At 72.8% G+C, this 22,609-nt stretch carries 13 protein-coding genes; all 13 read right to left on the bottom strand.

The genetic code is table 11. The features are described from left to right. Nucleotides 1-118: 118 nt before the first annotated feature. The 13 genes from fxsT (ACFU8Q_RS21365) to ACFU8Q_RS21305 all read right to left on the bottom strand — a co-directional run bounded on the left by fxsT (ACFU8Q_RS21365) (nucleotide 119) and on the right by ACFU8Q_RS21305 (nucleotide 22,461). Nucleotides 119-3,706, bottom strand: a complete 3,588-nt coding sequence (gene fxsT, locus ACFU8Q_RS21365; protein ID WP_384456176.1) for an FxSxx-COOH system tetratricopeptide repeat protein — start codon at nucleotides 3,704-3,706, stop codon at nucleotides 119-121. Next, complete coding sequence (locus ACFU8Q_RS21360) at nucleotides 3,703-5,022, bottom strand: CHAT domain-containing protein (RefSeq protein WP_384456173.1); 1,320 nt, start codon at nucleotides 5,020-5,022, stop codon at nucleotides 3,703-3,705. Before ACFU8Q_RS21360 ends, fxsT (ACFU8Q_RS21365) begins: the two co-directional genes overlap by 4 nt. Further along, nucleotides 5,015-6,970: a hypothetical protein gene (locus ACFU8Q_RS21355; protein ID WP_384456170.1), complete on the bottom strand. Its 1,956-nt coding sequence runs from the start codon at nucleotides 6,968-6,970 to the stop codon at nucleotides 5,015-5,017. Before ACFU8Q_RS21355 ends, ACFU8Q_RS21360 begins: the two co-directional genes overlap by 8 nt. Before the next feature lie 7 nt (nucleotides 6,971-6,977). Continuing rightward, nucleotides 6,978-7,868: an AAA family ATPase gene (locus ACFU8Q_RS21350; protein WP_384456167.1), complete on the bottom strand. Its 891-nt coding sequence runs from the start codon at nucleotides 7,866-7,868 to the stop codon at nucleotides 6,978-6,980. 71 nt (nucleotides 7,869-7,939) lie between these two features. Next, nucleotides 7,940-8,353 (bottom strand): CU044_2847 family protein, encoded by a 414-nt coding sequence (locus ACFU8Q_RS21345; RefSeq protein ID WP_384456165.1) that lies wholly within the window; start codon nucleotides 8,351-8,353, stop codon nucleotides 7,940-7,942. 86 nt (nucleotides 8,354-8,439) lie between these two features. Continuing rightward, complete coding sequence (gene fxsT, locus ACFU8Q_RS21340) at nucleotides 8,440-11,433, bottom strand: FxSxx-COOH system tetratricopeptide repeat protein (RefSeq protein ID WP_384456163.1); 2,994 nt, start codon at nucleotides 11,431-11,433, stop codon at nucleotides 8,440-8,442. A gap of 80 nt (nucleotides 11,434-11,513) precedes the next feature. Then, entirely contained in the window at nucleotides 11,514-12,905 is a 1,392-nt protein-coding gene (locus tag ACFU8Q_RS21335; RefSeq protein ID WP_384456160.1) for an aKG-HExxH-type peptide beta-hydroxylase, read from the bottom strand. Beyond that, nucleotides 12,902-14,083 (bottom strand): FxsB family cyclophane-forming radical SAM/SPASM peptide maturase, encoded by a 1,182-nt coding sequence (locus tag ACFU8Q_RS21330; protein ID WP_384456157.1) that lies wholly within the window; start codon nucleotides 14,081-14,083, stop codon nucleotides 12,902-12,904. The genes ACFU8Q_RS21335 and ACFU8Q_RS21330 overlap by 4 nt, the downstream gene beginning before the upstream one ends. 214 nt (nucleotides 14,084-14,297) lie before the next feature. Continuing rightward, on the bottom strand, nucleotides 14,298-14,471 hold the full coding sequence (fxsA, locus tag ACFU8Q_RS21325; protein WP_384456154.1) for an FxSxx-COOH cyclophane-containing RiPP peptide: 174 nt from the start codon (nucleotides 14,469-14,471) through the stop codon (nucleotides 14,298-14,300). A 297-nt stretch (nucleotides 14,472-14,768) separates the two neighbouring features. Then, on the bottom strand, nucleotides 14,769-18,377 hold the full coding sequence (locus ACFU8Q_RS21320) for an SAV_2336 N-terminal domain-related protein (RefSeq protein WP_384456151.1): 3,609 nt from the start codon (nucleotides 18,375-18,377) through the stop codon (nucleotides 14,769-14,771). Nucleotides 18,378-18,384: 7 nt separating this feature from the next. Then, nucleotides 18,385-19,416 carry an AAA family ATPase gene (locus ACFU8Q_RS21315; protein WP_384456148.1) on the bottom strand — a complete coding sequence of 344 codons (1,032 nt, stop codon included), beginning with the start codon at nucleotides 19,414-19,416 and terminating at the stop codon, nucleotides 18,385-18,387. Between the two features lie 103 nt (nucleotides 19,417-19,519). Further along, nucleotides 19,520-21,535 (bottom strand): trypsin-like peptidase domain-containing protein, encoded by a 2,016-nt coding sequence (locus ACFU8Q_RS21310; protein WP_384456179.1) that lies wholly within the window; start codon nucleotides 21,533-21,535, stop codon nucleotides 19,520-19,522. 68 nt (nucleotides 21,536-21,603) lie between these two features. Continuing rightward, nucleotides 21,604-22,461 carry a CU044_2847 family protein gene (locus tag ACFU8Q_RS21305; protein ID WP_384456145.1) on the bottom strand — a complete coding sequence of 286 codons (858 nt, stop codon included), beginning with the start codon at nucleotides 22,459-22,461 and terminating at the stop codon, nucleotides 21,604-21,606. Between the last annotated feature and the right edge of the window lie 148 nt (nucleotides 22,462-22,609).

The raw sequence follows: 22,609 nt of genomic DNA, 5'->3' as shown, positions 1-22,609 counted from the left end.
CCCGCGAGATGATCGCGGGAGCGGGCCCTTCGGGGTGCCCGGGCTCGTGCCGCGGCCACGCGCACAGCCGTCCGGCGCGCCACCGCCCGGTCGGCACGGCGCACTCGCCGGACGGTCCTCAGATGACGAGCGGTTCGAACGGCTGAAACGGCGGGTCGTCAGTCGTCGGCGTCATCACGTAGGCCGCCCGGCAGGCGGCGGCCAGCGGATGACGGGGCCCCAGCGCAGTGGCCGCCCGGGCCGCGCACTCCCGGCCCAGCTCTCGCGCGGCCTCCTGCTGCCCGGTCCAGATCCGTACCAGCGTCGTGTTCAACCCCCAGCCGATCGCCCACGGGTGATCCTCCCCCACCTCGCGGGCCATCAGGGTGCGGGCCTGCTCGATACCGTCGCTCGCGATGGCGTGATCGCCCAGGGTCCACCGCATCAAGGCCATGTTGCCCTGCGTTCCGATGGTGTACGGATGCTCCGGGCCCAGCATCCGCAAGTATCCGGCCACCACCTGCTCATGGAGCGCCCGCGCCTGCCCGGGGTCGCCCGCCTCCCCCTCCACGCAGGCACCGCTCGCCGTGATCTGCAGGGTGAGCGGGTCGTGTTCACCGAGCACGCGCAGGCAGCGGTCCCGTACGTCGATCAGCAGGGGCAGGGCCACGGCTGCTCCCGCCCGGGCATACCGGCACAGCGCCAGACTGTGCTGGGCGCGTAAGGTCTGAGGATTACCGGCCCCGAGCAGCCGCAGATGGCTGTCGACGGTCCGGCTCAGCTCCTCCTCGGCCTCCTGGTGGTGCCCGAGCAGCCGCAGATCGATGGCACAGTTGATCTCCGAGTAGAGGGTCGCCGACGCCTCCCTGCGCAGCACGGCCCGCCGCAGGGTGAGGGTGCGCCGGTCAAGTGCCAGGGCCTCCTCGTACCGGCCGAGCAGGCGCAACGACACGGCCAGGTTGTTGTCCGCGTTCAGCGTGCGGCCGTCCTCCTGGCCGAAGAGGGTCAGACAGCGGTCCCTGATCGAGACGGAGAGCGTCAGCGCCTCCTGGTAGCGCCCCTGACCGCGCAGATCGGCCGCGAGCCCGCCGACCGCGCGCAGATGCTCCGGTTCCGATTCCCTGCCCTCGGCCCGCAGCGAGACGGTCACCCTGCGTTCGACGCTCTCACTCGTGCGGTAGTCACCGAGCGCGCGCAGCAGATTGGCGTAATGGTGGCTGAGGTCCCAGATCCTCGGGTGCGTCTCTCCGAGCAGTGACCGCCAGGAATCCATGGCGGGCCCGGCGAGCCGTATTCCACTGCCGTACTCCCCCGAAAGGTACATGTAGCGCAGGCAGTTGAGGACGAGCTGCTGCACCGGAGGGTCGGTGCTCTCCAGCGCCTCTGCCCATTCGAGGTGCTGGATGAGGGCGGCGTACAGCGGCCAGGCACCGATGTCGGCGGGGTCCCCGGGGTCGGACACCGCCAACGCGTGCCGGGCGGCGTCGCGGTAGAGAGCTCTGTCGTCCCCGGAGATCCCGCTGCGCACGAGCTGGTGGAACAACCGGTGGAGCTGAAGCGCTTCGCCGTCGCCGACCGGCCAGGAGCCGGTCTCCAGACGGGCAGCCGAGTGACGCAGCAACTGGCGCATGGCTCGCAGGCGTGCGGGGTCGTCACCGGGCGAGCCGGGCAGCTGTGCGCGCGTCAGTAGCTGTCCGGGGATGGAGCCGGGTGCGAAGAAGGCGCAGAGGCGCAGGAGTTCGAAGGCCTCCGGATCGCTCTCCAGCAGCTGACTCAGCTGAATCGTCCAGGCGGTCCGGAAGACGACCGGGAAGTCCACGGAGACTCTGACCACGTCCTCTCCGATGCCGTTCGTGAGGAGTTCGATGTACTCGTCGACGGTCAGCCCGGACTGATTGAGCCAGCCCGCGGTCTGATCGAGCAGCAGCGGCAGATCCTCCAGTGCCTCGGCGAGCCGGTCCGCCTCGGCCGGGGTGAGCCGCGGGGCGCGGCGGTTGATGAAGTCGACCGACTCCCGGCGCTCGTAGACCGGGATCTCGACGAGCATGCTGTTGTGCTCGCCCCATCCCAGATGGCGCGAGGTGATCAGGACATGGCCCGACCCGGCCGGTACCAGATCCCGGATCTGTTCGGGATCGTCGGCGCCGTCGAGGACCAGGAGCCAGCGTGCGTAGGGTTCGCCGCGACGCAGCGCGTCGGCTACCGCGCGCAACCGCTCCCCGTATTCGACACCGGTGGACAGGCCCAGTTCCGGGGCGAGTTCGGACAACCGCTGACGGAAGAGAGAGCGGCCGTCCGCGGGCACCCACCACACCACGTCGTAGTCGGAGCCGAAGCGCTGGGCGTACTCGACGGCCAGTTGGGTCTTGCCGACGCCGGACATCCCGCACAGGGCGACCCGGCCGCGTCCCGGCTCGGCGTCCACGAACAGCTGATGTGTCCGGTTCAGCAGTTCGTCGCGTCCGGTGAACCTGGTGTTGCGGCGCGGTACCCCGCCCCACACCTCGGGGATGTCGGCCGGATACCGGGGTCGCGGCCCGGCCACCGCATGTTCGGGCGGTGCGTCGACGGGCAGCTCCAGCCGGGTCAGCAGCCGCCGCTCGGCCTCCGCCTCGCCGATGCCTACCAGGTGGGCGGGATTCAGCACGGCCGTCGCGGCAGGCAGCGCCGAAGTGGTGAGGGAGACGGCTGCGAATCGGTCCGGGGCGGACGCGAACCGGTCCCGGCGGCGCGCGACGACCTCGAACAGGGCCCGGCTCCATTGCTCGTGGCTGTCCGGGCCGGGCCGCAGGTACGCGTCGCTGAGCAGCAACAGGATGCGACCGGGCGACAGGAGCAGGTCCCTGAGCAACTCCACCGGTGGCACCTCCGGCAGCAGGGCTTCCCCCGGCGGCTCCCGGCGTTGGAGTGCCACCGGCACTCCGCGACGCTCCAGGCGGTCCGCGATCCACACCGCCCAGGCCCGGTCGGGGCCGGCGAAGCTGATCGTGACCGTGGTACCGGCGCCGGGCGGCGGATCGGGCGATCTGTCGGTCGAGGCCTCGGCGCGGTCCTCGGACCGGTTCGCGACATCCGGTGGCCGTGTCGGCTCCGGCCCCGGCGGCACGGGCGGCCGGGCGGCCGTGGCCGCGCCCGGCGGCGACGGCGCACGAAAGTTGGTGAGCCGCTCCAGGAACGCACGCAGTTGCCCGGTCGCCCTGCTCGGCCGCGCGGCGTTGGCGGGCGCCGCCCGGTCCGCCTCTCCTTCACTCGACCCACCGGACGGCCGAGCGGTGTCCGGGCGCGCCTCGGGCGACAGCCCCGGCAGACGTCCGACGACCGTTCGGGGCGTCTTGGGCTCCGACGCCGCTTCCCTGATGTGGCAGGGCAGTTCGGCCTTGCGGACCGGCATGCCCCACTGGTTGGAGATGGTCAGCCGCAGCACGGCGGGACCGGTGACCTCACCTGCCGTGACGACGAACCGCGCCGGGCCGTACGTACCGCCGAACCGGTGCAGTACGACGCCGGGGTCGTCGAGCACTTCACAGACGAAGTTCGGAGCACCGTCCAGCGAGACGCTGAAGGCCAATTCCTCCTCGTCGTAGGGCCATGCCTCGCCGTCGTGCTCGCTGCGGGCGCCGAGGGGGCCGCGCAGGTCGACGCTGACGTAGTGGACCAGTCCTGGCTCCACCTCGCGCAGCCAGCCCACGACCGGTTCGATCAGCAGAGGTTGTTCGTCACCGCTCATGGTGAGGCCCCCTCTCGCTCCCGTGCGCCGTGCTCGTGGGGTCCGGTGAGGTGCAGCGTGCTGAGGGGGTGACCGTAGTACTGGAACATCAGGCTGTAGAGCAATCGCAGGACGTGGCGCTGTCCTCGCGCGTCGAAGGTGCCGTCGTCCCTGACCTGGAGCGGAATGCCGCCCCCGGCCTGGAGCGGGTTTCCGCCCCCGGCCTCGAATTCGGCGAGCGCCCTGGCGCGGAAGGCGCGCAGCGCGCGGGCCACCGGGCGGGCGGGATCTGCGGTCACGGCCTCGACCAGATGACGGATCAGGTCACCGGCCTCGGCCTCGCCGATCTTTCCGGCGGTGACGATGCAGCCGCCCGCCCCCTTGCCGAGGAAGATCTCGGTGAAGCCGCGCAGATACTGCCGGCCGTCGCCGTCGTAGTCGAGCAGGCCCCCGGAGTGGCAGGCGTTGAGACAGACCAGTGAACCGTCCCTGCGCAGCAGGGTCATCTCCTGGTCGCTGTACTCGGCCCAGGTGACGTCTGCCAGGGTCAGTTTGCTGAGCTGATCGGCGAAGGTGCCGTGGCAGCCCATGTAAACCAGTCCGGTCCGGTCGGCGTCGTGCGCGTCGAGACTGTTCAGAAAGCTGACGATGCCGGTGTGCGGCCGGTGATCGTAGCCCTGAAAGACAGTCATGTCGGAGCGCATGTCGTGGTGGAAATACCCGAGGACGCCACCCGCGGGAGCGGCCGCGTCGGCCGGGAAGTCGTCCCGTCCGTGCCGCACATCGAGCCAGCGGGCGATGTCGACGAGCGCCCCCAGCAGCCCGCCGGCGAGCCCGGTCTCCGTGACGGCCGGCAGGGTCAGCGCCTCCCAGGGCAGGTCGAAGCCCGTCTGGTCGAGGAACACGATCTGGAGGGCGTCGCGGTGGGCGGCACGGCAGCGGTTGATCCAGTCGGTCAGCGGGCGCTGGTGTCCGGACCAGCGGCGGATGGACCGCAGGAGTTCGGACGGCGGCTCACCGCCCTGGCGAGCACTGCGCAGGCTGATGGCCTGCGGCCGTCGCTGCCCCTCGCCCGAGCAGTACTCCAGCGGCGGCACTCCGGGGCAGTACGCCTCGAAACCGAAGGCCTCCGGCGCGCCGTGCGGTGTGCGGTGACGCTTCACCTTGACCCGGGCGTACGTCGTGGTGGGGAGCGCTTTCGCGTGCACGGGCTCCGCACCGAGCCCCTGCGGTTGTCCGGTCCGGGCCCCTTCGGGTACGACGGCGCGTGGGGCGGGCAGCACCTGCCCCGCGATTCGGCCGAGTCGCCGGATGGCCCGCAGCGGCTCATCACGCACGGTCCACCGCCTCGTCGTCCGGCCGTCCCACGATCACGCTGCCGCGCAACGCGTGGGCGAGTTCGGTCGGCAGGGCGGTGTACGGACGGCGTCCCGGGTCGACGACCACGCAGTGCAGCCGGGTCCGTCCCAGCGAGCCGATCCGTCCGGCGGCCGCCAGCGCGTCCTCGATCCCGGCCCGTCCCACCGGTTCGTCGCCCGGCCGACGGCCCCGGTGCGCCGCGGCGAGCGGCACGTTGCCGCGCCCGTCGGTGACGACCACCAGGAGCGCCTCGACACCTCCGGCACGGTGGTGCTGGAAGGCGTGGCGCAGAGCGCGGCCGGCCCGGTCGAGGCCGTGGGCGAGCGGGGTGGCCCGGCCCGGCGGCCGGTCGAGCGCGGCGGCGATCCGCGGGTCCCGGGTGGAGCGGGCCGCGAAGGACTCGGCCCGCAGCTCGTCCGCGGCTGCCCCGCTGCCGACCTCCACGACCTGGACGGAGGCCCGGGTGACATAGGCCCATTGCAGGAACGGTTCGAGCGCGGGGTGCCAGTCCCAGCCCGGGTGGCAGGTGTGGTCGAGCACGAGAGTGAGCAGGGTCACGGGTTCGGGTGCCCGGACGTAGCCGCGCAGGTCCTGCGGAGTGATGACCAGCCGGTCGCGGCCCTCGCGGACCGCGCGGTTCTTGGCGGCCTCCATCGCCGTACGGACCGGGGCGAGGTCCCAGAGGTCGCGGGCGCGCCGCACTCCGACAACGGGTCCCCGCCCGGTCCGGGGTGCGCCGGCCGGGCGTGGGGCGGGGTTGCGCAGCTCGCTGCCCTCCGCCCTAGGTCCTGCGGTGTCCTCCGGGTACGGAGTGGGGTCCGGTATGCGGTCCTGCGGCAGCGGTGCGGTGGCCGCTCCGATGGGCTCTTCGGCTCCCGGGGAGTGGACCGGGGTGCCGAGGGCTCCGTGCCGGTCCTGGGTCGGGCCGGGCACGGGTTCGACGTCCTCCCGGCAGGTCTCGGGCAGATCCGGGCCGGCGGGGGCGGGTCCGGGCCCGGGCCCGGGAGGGACGGGGGGCCGGTGCACGGTACGCAGCCGGATGAGTTCGGCGGCGCGGTCGACGTGGTGGGCGGTGACGTGGTGCGGGCCGGGGGGTGGAACGGAACTCTGACGAGGGGCGGAGCCGTGACCGGCGGCTGCGTCGGGCCCCGCCTCGGCCGCCTCCAGCCGGGCAAGGGCGCGGGCGGTGCGGGCGAGGGCGAGCGTCCTGCGGTGCCCGGCGCCGTCGCGGGCGTCCAGCATCTCCAGTACGCGTGGGGGAACTTCGGTGTGGAGGGGCATGAGCGGACGGGGCGCCCGGGGGTCCAGGGCCGCGGCCCATGCGGCGGGGAGCGGACCAAGGGGGTCGGGTTCCGGTTCGGGCCGCAGACCGGGGACGGCGAGGCGGAGCGGGAAGCGGTCCAGAATGTGCGGCGAGACCTGTTCGACCTCCTCGGTGCGGCAGACGGCGAGCCAACGCGTGCGGGGCCGCCACCGGTGGCGGAATCCGGTGTGTTCCACGGTGGCGACATCGGCCCCGAGGAGCTGGACGGCGGCGCGCGTGCCGGGCACGCTCAGCCGGGCCAGGTCGGGCACGACGACGAGCGAGGCGCCGGTGCCCGTCTCGGTCAACGGCCCGGGCTCGACGGTGAACTCGATGCCTTCCGGGCCGCGGCGGATCCGCGGGCACAACCACAGGTCCTCGTCGACGGTGGCCGCGTTGAGCGTCGACCGCTGCACCGGGGTGTCTGCCGAATCCCCGCCGGCCATCCGGACCAGTCCGGCGAACACATCGGTGACGGCGGCGAGATGCTCCGGCGGCAGGTCGAAGAGCAGGACTCCGGGCAGCCCCGGCTCGAGGGCGGCGCAGACGAGCACGGTGAGCAGTCGACGGGGCAGTTCGCCGGGTTCCTGTGCGAGCGCGGACTGCGGCGGGCGGGCGGACATCGGCGGCTCAGCCGAACAGGTCGCTGACGGCGGCGTCCTCGTCCTGTCCCCAGCCGAACGCCGAACCATGGGCGGACTCGGGCCTGCGATGACGCAGGGCGAGCGGCAGCACACGGCGCACATGCGCGGGCTCGACGCGTCGGGCGTCGTCCTTGGCTGCCAAAGCGCGGGCGGCGCGGGCCACGAGCAGGTCACCACGCTGTCCGACGGCGCCCGTTCGCGCGGCCGCCTCGGCACAGAGCCGGATCATCTTCCCGTCCAGCCGGACGCGGGGCAGCCGGTCGCGCGCGGCGAGCAGTCCGTCGCGCAACCGCTCGTTGTCCTGCTCCGCGGCGCGGATCCAGGCGGAGTCCTCGACGCGGAGCTCCTCCTCGAAGGTGAGCACCGCGTCGATCATCCGGTGCCGGTCCTCGATGCCCAGCTCGGCCGTCGGGACCATCAGACCGAAACGGTCCAGCAACTGGGCGCGCAGGCTGCCCTCTTCCGGGTTCATGGTTCCGACGAGCCCGAAGGAGACGTGCGCGGTGGTGTCCAGGCCCTCCCGCTGGACGGACAGGACGCCGGTGGAGACCACGTCCAGGATGATGTTCACGATGTGGTCGTCCAGGAGGTTGACCTCGTCGACGTACAACAGGCCTTTCTCGTGGGCCTCTTCGAGCAGGCCGGGCTGTCTCTTCGGTTCGCCCTGCATCAGGGCGTCCAGTTCCCAGCCGCCGAGCACCCGGTCGTCCGTGGCGTTGATCGGCAGGGTGACGGGCAGTGAACCACCGGACATCAGCGCGAAGGCGCGTACGACGGTGGACTTGGCGGTGCCGCGTTGTCCGGAGACGAGGACGCCTCCGATGCCCGGGGCGATGAAGTTGAGCTCCAGTGCGAGCTTCAGTTCGTCCTGACCCACGATCCGGCTGTACGGGAGGATGGGGATCGGTGGCGTCGGCCGGGGCGGGCCGGCGGGCGAGGGGACCCCGCTCATGAAGCGTTCACCACCGTGGTGTCCGCCCGCCCTTCCTGGCCGGGCTGCCAGCGGAAGGTGACCTGGATCTGGGCTTCCGCCCCGGCCTTCACCACAGCCGCCATTCCTGCCTCGAAGGTGATGCCGACCTGGAGCTCGACCTCGTCGGGCCGCAGCCCCTCCCCCAGGTCACCTAACCGCCGCATGGCCTGGGACGCGCATCGGCGGGCCAGGTCGAGCCCTTCCCCGTACAGGTCCCCGGCCGCGCCGAGAGCCCGCCGCGCGGCGCCGCCGTCCCGGGTCTCCTCCAGGTCGTACAACGAGTCGGCGTCGGTGGGCGGCCCCCCGGCGCTCGTGTACGCCTCGGCGTCCACCACGACCGGTATCGGGCCGTCCTCCCCGGGCACCACGGACCCCACGATGACCGCCATTCGCTCCCCCTTTACGTGCCAACCGACTTGTCATGCACAGTTACTGACGCTCAGTCATCCTTCGCGGACGCTTTGCCGGATCGACGTCAGATCATCTGCGGCTCGAAGTCCCAGTACGGGCGGTTGCGGGAGCGCGCCGAGACCGTGTGGACGTGCTGGGCACCCAGCGTCGCCACCAGGTCGCCCAGCGCCTCCGCCTCGACCTTGTCCGCGCGCTGCCGATCCCGGATACCGCGCAGGTCGGCGGCGTGCGCGATCCGGGCGGAGAGGGTCAGCGGGTGGGTCCGGCCGAGCACCTCGATGGCCCGGGTGATGACCAAGTCCGTCAGCGCGGCGGCGGATTCCGGGTCGCCCACCAGATTGCGCAGCGCGGAGGCGTTGATGGCACAGCCCAGCGTCCACGGGTGGCTCTCTCCCACGACGCGCGTCATGTCGGCGAGCGCCTCCTCCAGGAGGGTGTGCGCGTGGTCCCGCTCCCCCACGTTGCGGAGGATCAGGGCGTGGTTGGCCCGGGTTCCCGCCACATAGGGGTGTCCCTCGCCGAGCATGTCCGCATAGCCGGAGACGACCTTTTCGCTTATGTCCCTGGCCTGGTCGATGTCGGCGTGCTCACGGGCGAAGAAGCTCTGGCTGGCGGCGCACATCATCGTCAGCGGGTCGTTCTCGCCCAGCACCCGCTCGGAGCGTTCCAGGACCCGGGTGAACAGGTTCGCGGCCTTGGCGCGCTCCCCGGTGCGGTACTGGCAGAGCGCGAGGTTGTGTTCGGCGCGCAAGGTCTGCGGGTTGTCCTGGCCCATGACCCGCCGGTGCAGCGCGACACTCTGGTTCTGGAGCGACAGGGCTTCGCCGTACCGGCCGAGCAGCCGCAGGTCGGTCGCGTAGTTGATCTCGGAGTAGAGCGTCCAGTTGTGCCGTGGGCGCAGCACCTGGCGCCGGGCCTCCAGGGTGCGTCGGTTGAGTTCGAGCGCCTCCTCGTACCGGCCCAGCAGCCGCAGCGAAGTAGCGAGATTGTTCTGTGCGTTGAGCGTGCGCGAGTCCTGGTCACCCAGCAACTCGCGGTAGGCGTCGAGGATCCAGGCCGACATCTCCAGCGCCTCGTCGTAGCGGCCGAGGCCCCGCAGGTCGGCGGCGAGACCACCGGCGGCGCGCAGGTGTTCCAGGTCCTGTGCGCCGCGTTCGGTGCGCAGATGGTCGACGGCGGCCCGTTCGATGGCTTCCGTACCGGCGTAGTCGCCGACGGCTCGCAGCACGTTCGCGTACTGGTAGCTGAGGTCCCAGACCCTGGGGTGGTCCTCGCCGAGGAGTTCCCGCCAAGCCTTCATGGCACGTTCGCCCAGCTTGATGCCGGCCCGGTACTCCCCCGAGAGGTACATGTAGCGCAGGCAGTTGAGCACCAGGGTCTGCACCGCCGGATCGGTGCTCCGGAGCACGTCGGCCCATTTCAGATGCGGGGTGATCTCGGCGTAGGCGGGCCACTGGCGGGTGTCGGTGGGCCGGCCGGGGTCCGCGGCCGCGAGGGCCCGGCGGACCACGCCGATGAACTCCTGGCGGTCCCGTTCCGGCATGTCCTTGCCGATGATCTGGTGGACCATGCGGTGCATGTAGAGCGATTCGCCGGACGACGCCTCGTCGTCGACCGATTCGTGGGACTCCAGGCGGACCACGGAGTACTGCCGGAGCTGGCTGATGGCCTTGTTCCACAGCAGCGGGTCGTTCATCAGGCCGGAGAGCTGTTCCGGCAGTTCGCCGGGGGGCATTTCCTTCAGCAGTCGTACGGGGATGGAGCCGGGCGCGAAGAAACTGCACAGGCGCAGCAGGTCGACGGATTCCGGGACCGTGTCCTTGAGCTTGTTCAGCAGTATCGACCAGGCGGTCTGGAAGGCGAGCGGGAAGTCCGCGGAGACCTTCACGACGTCCTGGTCGATGCCGCCTTCGAGGAGATCGATGTACTCCCCGACCGACATGTCGGAGTCGTTGAGCCAGCCGGCGGTCTGGTCGAGGAGCAGCGGGAGGTCTTCGAGGGCTTCGGCGAGCTGGTCGGCCTCGGGCGGGGTCAGACGCGGGGCCCGGCGGCGGATGAAGGCGACCGATTCTTCGCGGGCGTAGACCGGGACCTCGACGAGGTTGCTGTTGTGCTCGCTCCACTCCGGGTTGCGGGAGGTGATCAGGACGTGTCCGGGACCGGTCGGCACCAGGTCCCAGATGTGTTCGGGCTCGTCGGCGCCGTCGAGGACGAGGAGCCAGTGGGAGTGCGGTTCGCCGCGGCGCAGCGCGTCCCGTACCGCGCGCAGCCGTTCCCCGTACTCGGCGCCGGTGGACAGGCCCAGTTCGGGGGCGAGTTCGGCGAGTTTCTGGCGGTAGAGGGCGCGGCGGTCGGCGGGCACCCACCAGACGACGTCGTACTCGGAGCCGAAGCGGTAGACGTACTCGGCCGCCAGCTGGGTCTTGCCCACGCCGGACATGCCGTGCAGGGTCACGACCCCGGCGCCGGATCCGGCGTCCTGGAGGGACCGGTACGCCTTGCTGAGCAGTTCCTCGCGGCCGGTGAAGCGGATGTTGCGGCGCGGCACCCCGCCCCACACCTCGGGGGTGTCGGCCGGATAGCGGGGGCCCTGCCTGGCCCCGACCGGCTCGGGCAACGGATCGGTGGGCAGACCCAGGCGTACGAGGAGCCGCCGCTCGGCCTCGTCGGCACCGACGTTGGTGAGATCTGCCGCACCGAAGACCGAGGTGGCGCCGGGCATCGCGGAGGTGGTGACGCAGACGGCGGCGAAGCGGTCGGGGTCGGGGGCGACGACCTCGCGCAGGGCTCTGTTCCACTCGTCGTGGCTGCGGGGGCCGAGCTGGAAGTACCAGTCGCTGAGGATAACCAGCACGCGACCGCGGGCCAGGGTCAGATCCCGCAACGACTCCTCCAGGGCGTCCTCCACCGGGGGGTCCCACCGCTGCAGGACGACCGTCACTCCGCGCCGCTCCAGACGGTCCGAGATCCACGCCGCCCAGGCGCGGTTGAAACCGGCGAAACTAATGGTGACGGCCTGCGCCCCGGTTGCTCCAACTTGCGTACGCGTTCCGGGCATTCAACCGTCTCCCTGCCTCATTGCGAGCGTTGTCAACATACACCGGAGCATGGTCGCTCCGGCCGATATCGCGCGGTCGCTCACTGCCTTCGCGAGCCGTTCCTCTGCTGCCATATCACCTTCGCGGTGGACACGTACGCCTGCGCGCGCGCGAGATGCCCCGTGGGGGGCGGACAATCGTCCAGACGGTGGTAGAACGTGATCATCTCGTCGACGAAGACCCGGCCTTCGCGGGTCAGCGCCGCCGATCCGGCCAGCACCGGCAGTACGGCCCCGACCTGTTCGCGGCAGCGGGCGTGTTCGGACCAGGCAAGGTCGCGGTGGGTGACGCGCCGCGCGCCGAGGGCGAACCGCTGCCAGTAGTCGGCCAGCGCGATGTGCGAGTACGCGCCCTGGAGGAGGCCGTCGAAGGGCCGGGGGTCGGAGCGCCAGGGGGCGAAGTGGCGTGGTGTCGCGTCCTCGTGGTGCAGCGGCACGAGCGCGCCGAGCGCGGCCAGCTTGGTGTGGTGGAGCTCGTGGACGAGGGTGGAGGCGAGGTAGGCGGGGGTGGCCGGTCTGCTGCTGAGGACGGCGCCGAACGCCTCGCGCCTGGTGCCGCTGCAGTGGGCCGCGCCCTCGCCTGTGGGCCCGAAGCCGGGTGGCGGGCCGAGCGGTACCAGGCAGCGCAGGAGGACGGCCGCTTCGGTGAGGCGGTGCTCGCCGCCGATGCGGAGCAGGGGCGCCAGCCCGGACCAGGACCCGACCCAGGCCTTGCGTTCCTGGTCGTCGATGTGGGTGGCGGCGCTCAGCCCGTGGCGCCCGAGCCCGCCGCCGTCGGTGCGATACGGATCGACGTCGTCCAGGGGTACGGGTCCGGCGCCGGGCAGAACGGCGGGCAGGACGAGCACGGGCAGCCAGCGCGGGTCTGCCGAGTCGGCCGTCCCGTCCCGCTGCGTACGCACCACGAGCGGTGCCCGGCCGTCGCCCGGACGTACCGTCAGTTCCCCGTCCGAGAAGGCGATGTCCACCGGGCCCGGGACCGTGCGCAGAGCGCCCAGGGTGGGCAGCGGGAGGAACCCGTCGTGTGCGGTGAGCCGGGTCGTGAACGCCACTCCTGCCCGGATCGCCGCCGCGGCGGCGAGGGCGCTCAAGTGGTCGAGGTCCGCCCGGAGTTCGGTGCTCGGTCCGGAACCGGACAGGCCACGCAGGCAGCGCTGGGCCCAGGGGCCCACGAGGGGGTGGAGCAGGACGGTGCGCACGGCGGCCCGGTCGGTGCGTTCGGCCGATTCCAGCAGGGCCCAGTCCTGGTGGAGCCGGTCGAGTGCCCGGTGCGGGCAGATGGTCGCGGGCGCGGCCTCGGCCGCGTCGAGCAGGGCGCGCAGGAGGAGGAGCCGGCGGGTGTCCTGGTCGCGTACGAGTACGTGGAGGGTGTCGGCGTCGCCCTCGGTGCGGCCGAGTCGGCGCAGTATGTGGTCCGGGAGTGGGGGGCTCATCGGTGTGCTCCTGCGGTTGCGTCGGCCAGCCGGCCCGCGATGTGGCGTACCAGCCGTTCGAGATCGGCGCAGTAGACGGAGGGGTTGGTGAAGCCGTTCTCTGCGCGGTAGCGGTGCGCGTAGTGGCCACCGCCGCAGACGGTCAGCAGCGGGCAGGCGCGGCAGGCGGCGGCGAGCGCGTCGGCTCCTGCCTGGCGGGCGGCGATGCCGGGGTGGCGCAGGGCGTCGTCGAAGGTGTGGTGGAAGATGTCGAGCCCGGTGGCGGCGGCCGTGTCGTAGGCGGACTTGAGGGAGTCCACCAGCTCGATCGTTCCGTCGGTCTCGACCACGATCGCATTGACGGGGTCGAGACCGAGGGATTCGGTGGCGGCGGGCAGGCCCAGCAGCAGGGCGATGCACTCCTCGAAGAGCCGCACCCGGGTCTCCCGACGCCGGGCCGGCCACCAGCGGTCGAAGACGGCGACGAGCCAGTCGCCGTACGGGGTAGGGCGGCCCGGTCCGGGCCCCGCCGTGCGCATGTCGGGAAGGCCCGGCGGGGGGTTCGTCCAGTTGCCGTGCGGCAGCAGCAGGTCCAGGGCCGGCGGGCGCAGGGTGAGCAGCGATTCGTACAGCTCGACCGGGTCGGTCAGCGGGTCGACGACGGTGAGGATGCCCGCGTACGCGTGCGGGTACCGGTCGGCGAGGAGCCGGGCGCCGCGTGAGGCGGCGGGCCAGGAGGGGCGTCCGGCATGGTCGGTGCGCTGGGTGTTGTGGGCGGCCAGACCGCCGTCCAGGCTTACGCCGATGCGTATGCCGTGCCGGGCGAGGGTGGCGATACGCGCGTCGGTGAGCAGGGTGGCGTTGGTCTGCGCGGTGGTGTGGAGGGTGCAGTCGTCGGGCAGCAGGCCGCGTGCCCGGTCGGTGAAGGCGGCCAGCCGGGCGGCGCCCGCGAGGAGGGGTTCGCCGCCGTGCAGGACGAGGGCGACGTCCCGCAGTCCATGGGCTGCCGCGTGTTCGGCGATCCGGTCCGCGGTGCGGTCCAGGACGGCCGGCGCGGCGGCGGCCGGGCGGGTCCGCCAGGTCCGGTCGGGGCCCTCGTAGAGGTAGCAGTAACGGCAGGCGAGATTGCAGCGGCCGTGGGCCTTGACGATGAACTGGCCGAAGGGGACGGGGAGTCGGCCGACTGCCCCGGTTCCCATGCGTGAAGGAGTGTGCGGCGTCGACTCTGGAGACACTCCGGCACCCCCGTGCTGCATGTCCGTGGGGACGTCCCCCGTCGTCGGCCCCGGACAAGTATCCCTGGCCGGCCGTGCGGGCAAACCCGTCCCAGGCCACGATGTCCGGTTCGACCGGACCCCTGACCGAAACCGTGCGGCTTCGGCGCCGTACCGCGAGGCCGCGGGGCACTTCGTCTCAGAAGGCGTTGGTGAATCCCCACAGCATCTCCCGCGGCTGCTCGGCCCGGCCGCGCAGATCCGCGACCACTTCGGCGAGCACCGGGTGGTCCAGTGTCCGCAGTGCCTCCAGATCCAGCCCCAGGAGGTCCGGCAGCGCATCCGGCACGCCGTTGCGCATCGACTCGCTCATGGTGTCTCCCCGTATCTCGTACTTCCGCTCGAACCCCCGGTCACTCGCTCGCCGTTGAGCGCATCCCGTCGGGCCATATCCCTGACACACGTATCTCCACTCGCGCAGCCGTGCGGCCCGCGCGAGCCGTGCCGCCCGCACCGGTCACCTCTGTACCGATGCCCCGCACGAGCCGACATACGCCTTCTTGAGCCCGCCGTCGACCGGCGTCGGTCGTACACCGGTCGTACACGGCGCGCGCCGCCCGGATTGCACCACACCCAAAACCGCTCCGCCCGGACACTCGCCGCCCGGCAGTCAGCGCTCCAGCTCCGCCAGCCGCTCGGTGGTCGACTCGCCCGCCGAGCCGCCGCCGTCCGGCAGTTTGCTCCATTGCCGGACGGCCGCCCGGTACGCCTCGCGTGCGGCCCGGGGGCGGCCTGCCCTCTCGTATGTCATACCCCGCCAATGGTTGGCCGTAGCACCCAACTCGACTGCTTGCTGGACCTGTTGCGGACTGTCCAGCTCCGTTTCCGCCGTCCGGGCCGCCTCGGCCGCGGCTCGGAACGCCTCGGCCGCCTCGTCGAGCCGGGCCGGACGGTGCAACACCCGGGAGGCGTCGAGGTGGGACCGGCCCAGTTCCAGCCAGCAGTGCGCCTCGGTCAGCGGGGCGGTCGCCTCCTGGGCCGCGAGGCCGAAGAGGTACTCGGCCTCCCGCAGGTCGACCCGGTCCTCGGTGGCCCGGTGCCGCAGCATCAGCGCCCGCCCCAGCATCAGCAGCCGCTCGGCCAGGCGCCCGCCGCCCGCCGCCGTCTCCGTACGGCAGTCGCGCAGCACCCGTACCGCGGCACCGATGTGCGCGCGCCCGTCGGGCAGTTGGGCGCGACGCAGCAGGGTGCCGCCCCACTCGGCGAGCAGATCGGCATGGGCCTGCGAGTCGCGCGGGACGTCGCGCGCGGCGCGGGCGAACCAGTCGGCCGCCGCCACCAGTTCGTCCGGATTTCCGGTGTGCTCGTAGCGGGCGATACGGACCCGGGCCGCCCGGGTCCGGAGTGAGGCGCGCAGCCGCTGTTCCCGTACGGTCTCCAGCGCCTGCTCGATCAGGGCGCCCGCCTCGTCCGGCTCCTCACCGGAACCGAGCAGGGCGTCCACCAGGTCCAGCAGGATGCGCACCTCGGTGCCCATGGTGTGCCGGCCGCCGCCCTGTTCGAACGCGGTACGCAAGGAGCGCGCGGCCTGACCGGCGTAGACGCGGGACTGTTCGGCGTCGGCGGTGGCGCCGGCCAGTTTGAGGAGCGTACGGCCGTGCGCCAGGGGCAGGGCGGTGGGGCGGTTCTCCTGGTCGGGCCAAACGTCGGCGAATGCCTCCAGCATGCCGCACGCGGCCTGGAGCAGGGCGGTGTCGCCGTCGAGCCGCCACTGCGCCTCCAGGGCCCGGACCCGTTCCAGGGTGAGCCGGAGGGCCTCGGTGGGTTCCAGACCCGGATCCGAGCACGCGGCCGTGTACTCGCGGTCGGCGCGGCGCAGCAGCTCCAGTGCGCCGCGCCGGTCACCGCGTCGTCGGCGGTCGTCGGCCGCGGCGTGCAACACCTTGGCCAGTACGGCCCGTTCGCGTACCGCGCCGGGGTGTGCGGCGGCCCGTTCGGCGGCGTACTCGGCCTCGCGGAGCAGTTCGGCGTCGCCCTGGACCTCCCACAAGCGCAGGACGCAGCGCGAGTACTCCGCCCACAGCTCGGGGTCGGTGTTCGGCTGCCTCTCGCGCTCGGTGGCGCCCCGCAGCAGCTGCACGGCGTCCATCAGGTACTGCACCATGTTGTCCGATTCGAAGTGCCGCAGCAGGACGCGGGCGCTCTCCACCGCCGCGTTCGGTGTCTGGACGGGGCTGCGATGTCCGTCCCGGTCGGCCCGGACGACGAACTGCTCGGGCAGGGGCATGAATCGCTCCAGTACGCGGACCGCGACCTCGGCGAAGGGGTGGGGGACGCGCGGCCCGCCGCTTGCGCCGCTCTCCCCGTTCTCGTCACCCTCTTCGATGTCCTCGTCGGGTGCGCCGTTTGCCAGGGTGCGCGTGCTGGGGGTGGTCCGTGACGGCCCGTACCGGCCCTCACCGAGCTGGGCGAAGGCGAGGGCCGGGAAATTCGGCCCGCCCTTCCCGAACCGCTGCTCGATGTACTGCGAGCAGTGTTTGAGGACGAGCAGAGCCTCGTCCCGGCCCAGCGGACCGAGCAGCGCCTCACGGACGCCGGGCGCGAACTCGTACCACTGACCGCCGTCCTCGCCGGCGCCGCTGCCGTCCTGGCTCCTGCTCCGTGACAGCAGTCCGCTCAGCAGCACCTCGGCGAGTTCGGACGGTCCGGAGTTCGGCAGCATCGTGCGCTGCACCAGCTGCATCACCGGCAGATACAGCGGGGCCGCCGCGAGGTAGACGGCCAGCTGTCCGGCGGCCGGTGAGGCCGCCGAACGGAAGCGGCTGACCAACTGGAGCGAGGACAGCCCGTCGCCGGGGCGCTGCGCGGCCGCCGCCGGCTGATCGGCCCGTACCCAGCCGACGGCGCCGGAGATCTGCCCCGCGCCGGTGCCGGAGAGCAGTCTGGCCCAGCCCGCCAACGCGCCTTCCACCGGAGGGAGTACGGGTACCGCGAGCGCGCCCGGGTGTACGGCGGGCCCGGATCCGGCGTGCTCCATGACCTTCAGTACGGCGGCTCCGCCGGGCCCCTCGCCCCGGGACAGTGAACCGTAGGTGACCGGCAGCCTGGTCCGGTTCCACATCCGCTGCGGCAGGGGCTGGAGCACGGCGGCCGGAGCCTGCCCGGCCAGCTGGTGCAGCAGCCGGTGGGCCCGGCCGCTGTGCCAGAGCGGACCGGCGCAGTCGCTGACCAGGACGGTGACCCGACGCCCGGTCGGATCGCTCAGCCGGTCCGCGGAGTTCAGCGGCGCGGCGGCCGGATCGGGGCTGCGGCTCACCGCTGCCTCGCCGTCGGGCCCCTGGTGCAGATAGCGGACCTGAACATCCCGGAAGGCGCCCAACTGACCGAATATCTGCTGAAGTTCACCGAACAGCCGATCCCACACCAGCATCGAGGACGAGGCGTCCATGACGCACTGCAGGAGCGCCTCGCCCCGGGAAGCGCCCCGGAACACCGGCATGATCATCCCGCCGGCCCGGGCGCTGAGCTCGGCGGTCGCCGTCTCGTCGAGGGTGCGGCGCAGTGGCGGTGCCGCCGGGCGATAGCGCTGCAACGGGCGCAGGGCCCGCTGGAGTTCGAGCGGCGCGGGCAGGGCGGGAGCCGCGGGCACGCCCAGAGTGAGTGCGCTCGCCCGGCCACCCCGACCGGTGCTCCGCCCCCGCCCGGCCGCGTCGTCCGGGCGGGGGCCGCCGGGCGGTCCGGTACGGGGTACGGGGTAGAGGGCGATCCGCCGGTCCGCGTCCCCGAGGTCCTGCTGCAGCACGGCGTCGTCGCCGTTCGGTAAAGGGTCCGGGGCCTCGCCGCCCCCGGCCTCCGGCTGGACGAGGCGTCCGCCCGGCCGGCCCTCCTGCGCCTGGTCGGCGGGCAGCGGCGGCGCGGTCTCGCCGCTCTCGTCGTCCGGCGCGTCGGGGTCGCGGGTCCAACGGGCCAGCCAGAGGGCGTCACAGAGCTGCTCGACGTCGGGGTCGAGCCCGGCCTCCCGTAACCGGGCGACGAACGCCGGCAGCAGACCCCCGTCGTACGGCGGTGCACCTCCCACCGCCGACGCGTCGCCCGCAACCGGTGCGCCTCCCACCGCCGACGCGTCGCCCGTCGCAGGTGCGCCTTCCGCAACCGATGCGTCGCCCGACACGCCGGCTCCGTCCAGGACGTCGTGGTCGCGAGGCTCCGGAGCCTCGCCCGCGCCGGCGTCGTGGCCGCCTTCCTCGTCCGGTCCGTGGCGTGGCGCGCCCCTGGACATCAGCGCATCACCTCGGCCGGTCGAGTCGCTGGATGAGCAGGTCGGCGAGGCGGTCGCGGCCGGCCGGGGCAGCGGCGTCGGTGAGGTAGATCGCGTTCAACAGCTGGTCCGTGGCGAGGAGTTCGCTCCGGGAGCGTTCCAGGAAGTGGGCGATGAGATCGTCCCCGGAGCGCGCCGCCTCGTCGCCGAGGTGGGCGCGTACGAAGGTCGCGAGCCGCTGGTGGTCGGGGCGTCCGAGCTCCAGGTGGATACAGCGGCGCATCAGCGGCGCCGGGAAGTCCCGCTCGCCGTTGCTGGTGAGCACCACGAACGGGAAAGCCCGGCACTGCACCCGGCCGCCCCGCACCTTCACCTTGTTGCCGTCGTCGTCGAGGACCTCCGCCTCTCCGCCGGGCAGCCGGTCGGCGATCCGCTCCAGCTCGGGAATGCCGAACTCGCCCTCCTCCAGCACATTGAGCAGGTCGTTCGGCAGATCGATGTCGCTCTTGTCGAGCTCGTCGATGAGCAATACGCGCGGCCGGTCCGAGGGCAGCAGCGCGGTGCCGAGCGGCCCGAGCCGGATGTAACTGCCGACGCTCTCCGCCGATTCGGCGCCGGTCGCCCCGGCCGCCGCGCCGTGGGCGGCGATCTGCACGTCCTGGAGCCGGGCGATCGCGTCGTAGTGGTAGAGGCCGTCCTGGAGCTCCGAGCGGCTGACGATCGGCCAGCGCAGGACCCGGCCGAGCCCCAGCTCGTGGGCGACGGAGTGCGCCAGCGTGCTCTTCCCGGCGCCGGGACTGCCGGTGACCAGCAGCGGCCGCCGCAGATAGAGCGCGGCATTGATCATTTCGAGTTCTTCGGCGCCCGGCCGGTGGAGTTCGGCGATGTGCCGGTAGCCACCGAGACGGCGGTCGGCGGAGCCGTCCCCGTCCTGCTCACCGGGGGCCGGGGCGCCACGGCCCGCGAAATCCCGCCAGGGCGGCGGGGGCGGCAACTGCTCGATGCCTTCGTGCGGCTCGCCGGCCCCTCGGTAGATGAGCCACTCGCTGGGTTCACTCATAGCGTGTTCCTCGTCGTCACTCGTCCGCCAGGGGCAGCAGTCGAACGTGCATCACGGTAGCGATCCGCCGTATGCCCCGTAAGGGGCCGGCCGGCCCGGTCGTTCATGGCGCCTCCAGGAACTCGCCGCCGGAGCCGGGCAACGGATGATGTGGATCTTGGTACAGCAGGGCGACGCCGTCCGACCAGAACGTCTCCGTACGCCCCGCGTGCACCCCCTGCCTCAGCCGATGGATCTTCCGCGGCAGCTGATCGGCCGTGCCGGCCTCGGTGACGGATCGGGCGGCGCTCCGGTGGAATTCCGTGCAAACGGCAGCCGGTTCGGCCGCCCGGCGCCGCCACAGGGCCACTCCGAAACCGGCGTCGAGCACCCGTCCGAGACCGGCCGCGGCCTCCGGATGGGCCGGGTCCCCATGACGGCAGAGCACCGGGACGGTCTCGTACGCCAGTCCGCGCAGCTCCTCCACCACGGGTACGGGTACCCGCATTCCGTCCTCGCAATCGACGACGGCGGCCCGCATCGCGGCGGACACGGTCCGGTTCCAGCGCGCCTCGCGCTCGTCGATCCCGTCGTCGGCCGGCGACTGACCGCGGTCCGGGCAGCGGATGACCACGGGCCGCAGTACCCCGAGCGGCCGCCCGTCGGGCGGCACCCGCCATGCGTCGACTTCCAGGTCCATCAGGCTCCGGTCGACGACGACCTGGAGCACGGCGGGGCTGTCGGGTTCGTCGCACCGCCGGAACGCCTCCGCCAGCGGGCCGGCGAGCCGGGCGGGGAGGGCCTCCAGTGCGGTGCCCCGGCTGTCCTCGGCGACGGGCAGGACGTCCCCGGCGTGCCGGCCGACGCCGATCCGCCAGTCGTAGCGGTCCGGTTCCCAGCCGCGCGGCTCCAACTCCAGCAGGACGAACGGAGTACTTCGGGTCCTGGCGGGTTCGAGCGTCGGCGCCGGGGTGCGCGCGTGTTCGCGGTCGGGGGCGTGCCGGTCGTTGTACCGGAGCCCGGCGAGCTCGTGCCGGAACTTGCGGGAGAGCCGCTCCTCCGCCATCCGCTTCACCCAGTCCCACAGGGACGCCTCGGCGTCCTGGGTGGACGGCAGGGCATAGGGACGTTCGGCGGAGATCGCACTCATGCAGTAGCGCAGGACCAGTTCCAGCGCGCCGTCACCGCCGGGGGCGTCGTACAGCGCCCCCAGACCGTCGCGCCAGCCGCGCGGGGCGGCGTGGTACTCGCTCGGGTGGGTGTCCGGCAGCCGGTCCAGGAGGCCGAGGAGGCTGCGGGTGCTGAGCGGGGGCGGGAGTTCGGCGAGCCGGCCGAGCAGGTCGACCCGTTGCTGGGGGCTGAGGGCGAGCCCGGCTCCGGCACCCAGTTCACGCTGGACATCGGCCCAGGTCCGCTCCGTGCCGACGGAGCTGATGTGCCGGTCGGCGTGGTAACGGTCATGGGCGTGGAACACCGCCTGATAGGGGTCGTCGGACTCGGCGGCGACCGCGCCGGGCGGCACGGGCAGCGTACGCAGCCGTTCGACGCCGATCGAGGTCCCGCCGGTCGCGCCGTCGGAACGCGACTTGAGTACGCCGACGACCTCGCCACGGGCCAGATCCACCACGGGTCCGCCGGACAGGCCGGGGTACATCCGGTCGCCGTCGAGCCGCATCTGCTCGTCGTCCTCCGCCCAGTCGCCGAAGGTGCCCATCACCTGGCAGCGCCCGCTGAACCGGGTCAGCTGCCCCGACCCGCCGTCGGTCCAGCCGGCGTAGAGGACCGAGCCGCCGCCGAACATGCCCGCGGGGCGCTCGGTGACGTACACACAGGGGTGCGCGACGGGCCGCAGCAGCCGGATGAGCGCGAGGTCGGGCGCGGGCCAGCCGCCCGCCCCGGACCCGCCGGGCCGGCTCTCGGGCAGGGCGGCGACCACGGTGCCCTCGACCGCGGTCTCGGCGCTGCCGGGGTCCGGCTTGAAGACCACGTTCACGTGACGCCCCTCCCCCTCCATCGCCACGTGCGCGCACGTGAGGACCCAGCTCGGGGCGATGAAGAAGCCGCTCCCCAGAAAGCCTCTGTCGGATCCGTCTGGGGCATACCCGGGCTCCGGCCGATGGATGCGTACGGTCGCCGCCATCACGAGGCCCACCAGCGCACGGTAGGCACCCTCCGAGCCGCCCCCTGCGCCCCTGCCCGGCGGCTGCGTCATGACCCGCTTCCGGCGCCGGTCCCGGCCCCGTCCGGACGCGCCGGTGTGCCGGTGGATGCCCCGGCGCCCGGATTCCCTGCGGATGCGCCGGTGTCCGGAGTGCCTACGGACGGGCCGGTGTCCGAAGTGCCTACGGACCGGCCGGTGTCCGGAGTTCCGACGGACGGGCCGGTGTCCGGAGTGCCTACGGACCGGCCGGTGTCCGGAGTTCCGACGGACGGGCCGGTGGTCGGAGTGCCTACGGACGGGCCGGTAGCCGGAGTTCCGACGGACGGGTCGCCCGGGGACGACGGGGTCGCCCGGGGCGCCGCCGGTGGCGTCGTGGGGGCGGGCGGGTGCAGGGGCGGCGAGGCGGGCGGGGGCGGCATGTGCGGGGCGGGGTGCGGTGGCGTCGCCCCCGTCGGGTGCCCGGTGGCCCGCGCCCCGGAACCGTGATCCGGCGCCGTCTGTCCCGCCCCGCGCGCCCCGCTCTGCGCCGGGATCGGCGGGTCGACGGGCGGGCCCCCGCCGTTCCACGTCAGGGTGACCTTGATGCCGCCCTTGGCCTCACCGTCGGCGAGGAGGCCGACGACCTTGCCCGCCTTCGCGGTGAGCTCGATGCCGAATTCGACGCTGACCTCGTCGGGCCGCACCGCCCGCAGCGGCTCGGCGAGCGAGCGCGCGACGCTGGTCACGACGGCCTGCAGACTCTCGACCCGGGCCTGCACCTGCTCGGCGAAGTCCCCGTACCCGATGTCCGTGAACGCCGGACCCCGGGCGGGCTTCGCCAGCTCCTCCGCCCCGGATATCCGCGCCCAGACCGGTGTGCCGTCCGGCATCTCGATGCGTGTGATGCGGGCACCGCTGTCACCCATGAAACCCCCCGTTCCCCCAACTACCCGCAGGCTAACGGCAGTACGCGGCCGATGCGAGATACATGGACCATGACGCCGCCACCTGCCGGCCGGTTCTCGGCCGGTCGGGGGGGGGCGGGCCCGGCCCCCCCCGGGCCCGAGCCGGGGC

Origin of the sequence: Streptomyces sp. NPDC057543, from assembly GCF_042801895.1 — a bacterium.
In the GTDB taxonomy this organism is placed as follows: domain Bacteria; phylum Actinomycetota; class Actinomycetes; order Streptomycetales; family Streptomycetaceae; genus Streptomyces.
This window is presented reverse-complemented; position numbering and strand designations above follow the sequence as displayed.

Bases quoted from the DNA above. Each gene is read 5' to 3' on its own strand.
- fxsT (WP_384456176.1), bottom strand. From the start codon at position 3,706: ATGAGCGGTGACGAACAACCTCTGCTGATCGAACCGGTCGTGGGCTGG.
- ACFU8Q_RS21355 (WP_384456170.1), bottom strand. From the start codon at position 6,970: ATGTCCGCCCGCCCGCCGCAGTCCGCGCTCGCACAGGAACCCGGCGAA.
- ACFU8Q_RS21345 (WP_384456165.1), bottom strand. From the start codon at position 8,353: ATGGCGGTCATCGTGGGGTCCGTGGTGCCCGGGGAGGACGGCCCGATA.
- fxsT (WP_384456163.1), bottom strand. From the start codon at position 11,433: ATGCCCGGAACGCGTACGCAAGTTGGAGCAACCGGGGCGCAGGCCGTC.
- ACFU8Q_RS21335 (WP_384456160.1), bottom strand. From the start codon at position 12,905: ATGAGCCCCCCACTCCCGGACCACATACTGCGCCGACTCGGCCGCACC.
- ACFU8Q_RS21330 (WP_384456157.1), bottom strand. From the start codon at position 14,083: ATGGGAACCGGGGCAGTCGGCCGACTCCCCGTCCCCTTCGGCCAGTTC.
- fxsA (WP_384456154.1), bottom strand. From the start codon at position 14,471: ATGAGCGAGTCGATGCGCAACGGCGTGCCGGATGCGCTGCCGGACCTC.
- ACFU8Q_RS21320 (WP_384456151.1), bottom strand. From the start codon at position 18,377: ATGTCCAGGGGCGCGCCACGCCACGGACCGGACGAGGAAGGCGGCCAC.
- ACFU8Q_RS21315 (WP_384456148.1), bottom strand. From the start codon at position 19,416: ATGAGTGAACCCAGCGAGTGGCTCATCTACCGAGGGGCCGGCGAGCCG.
- ACFU8Q_RS21310 (WP_384456179.1), bottom strand. From the start codon at position 21,535: ATGGCGGCGACCGTACGCATCCATCGGCCGGAGCCCGGGTATGCCCCA.
- ACFU8Q_RS21305 (WP_384456145.1), bottom strand. From the start codon at position 22,461: ATGGGTGACAGCGGTGCCCGCATCACACGCATCGAGATGCCGGACGGC.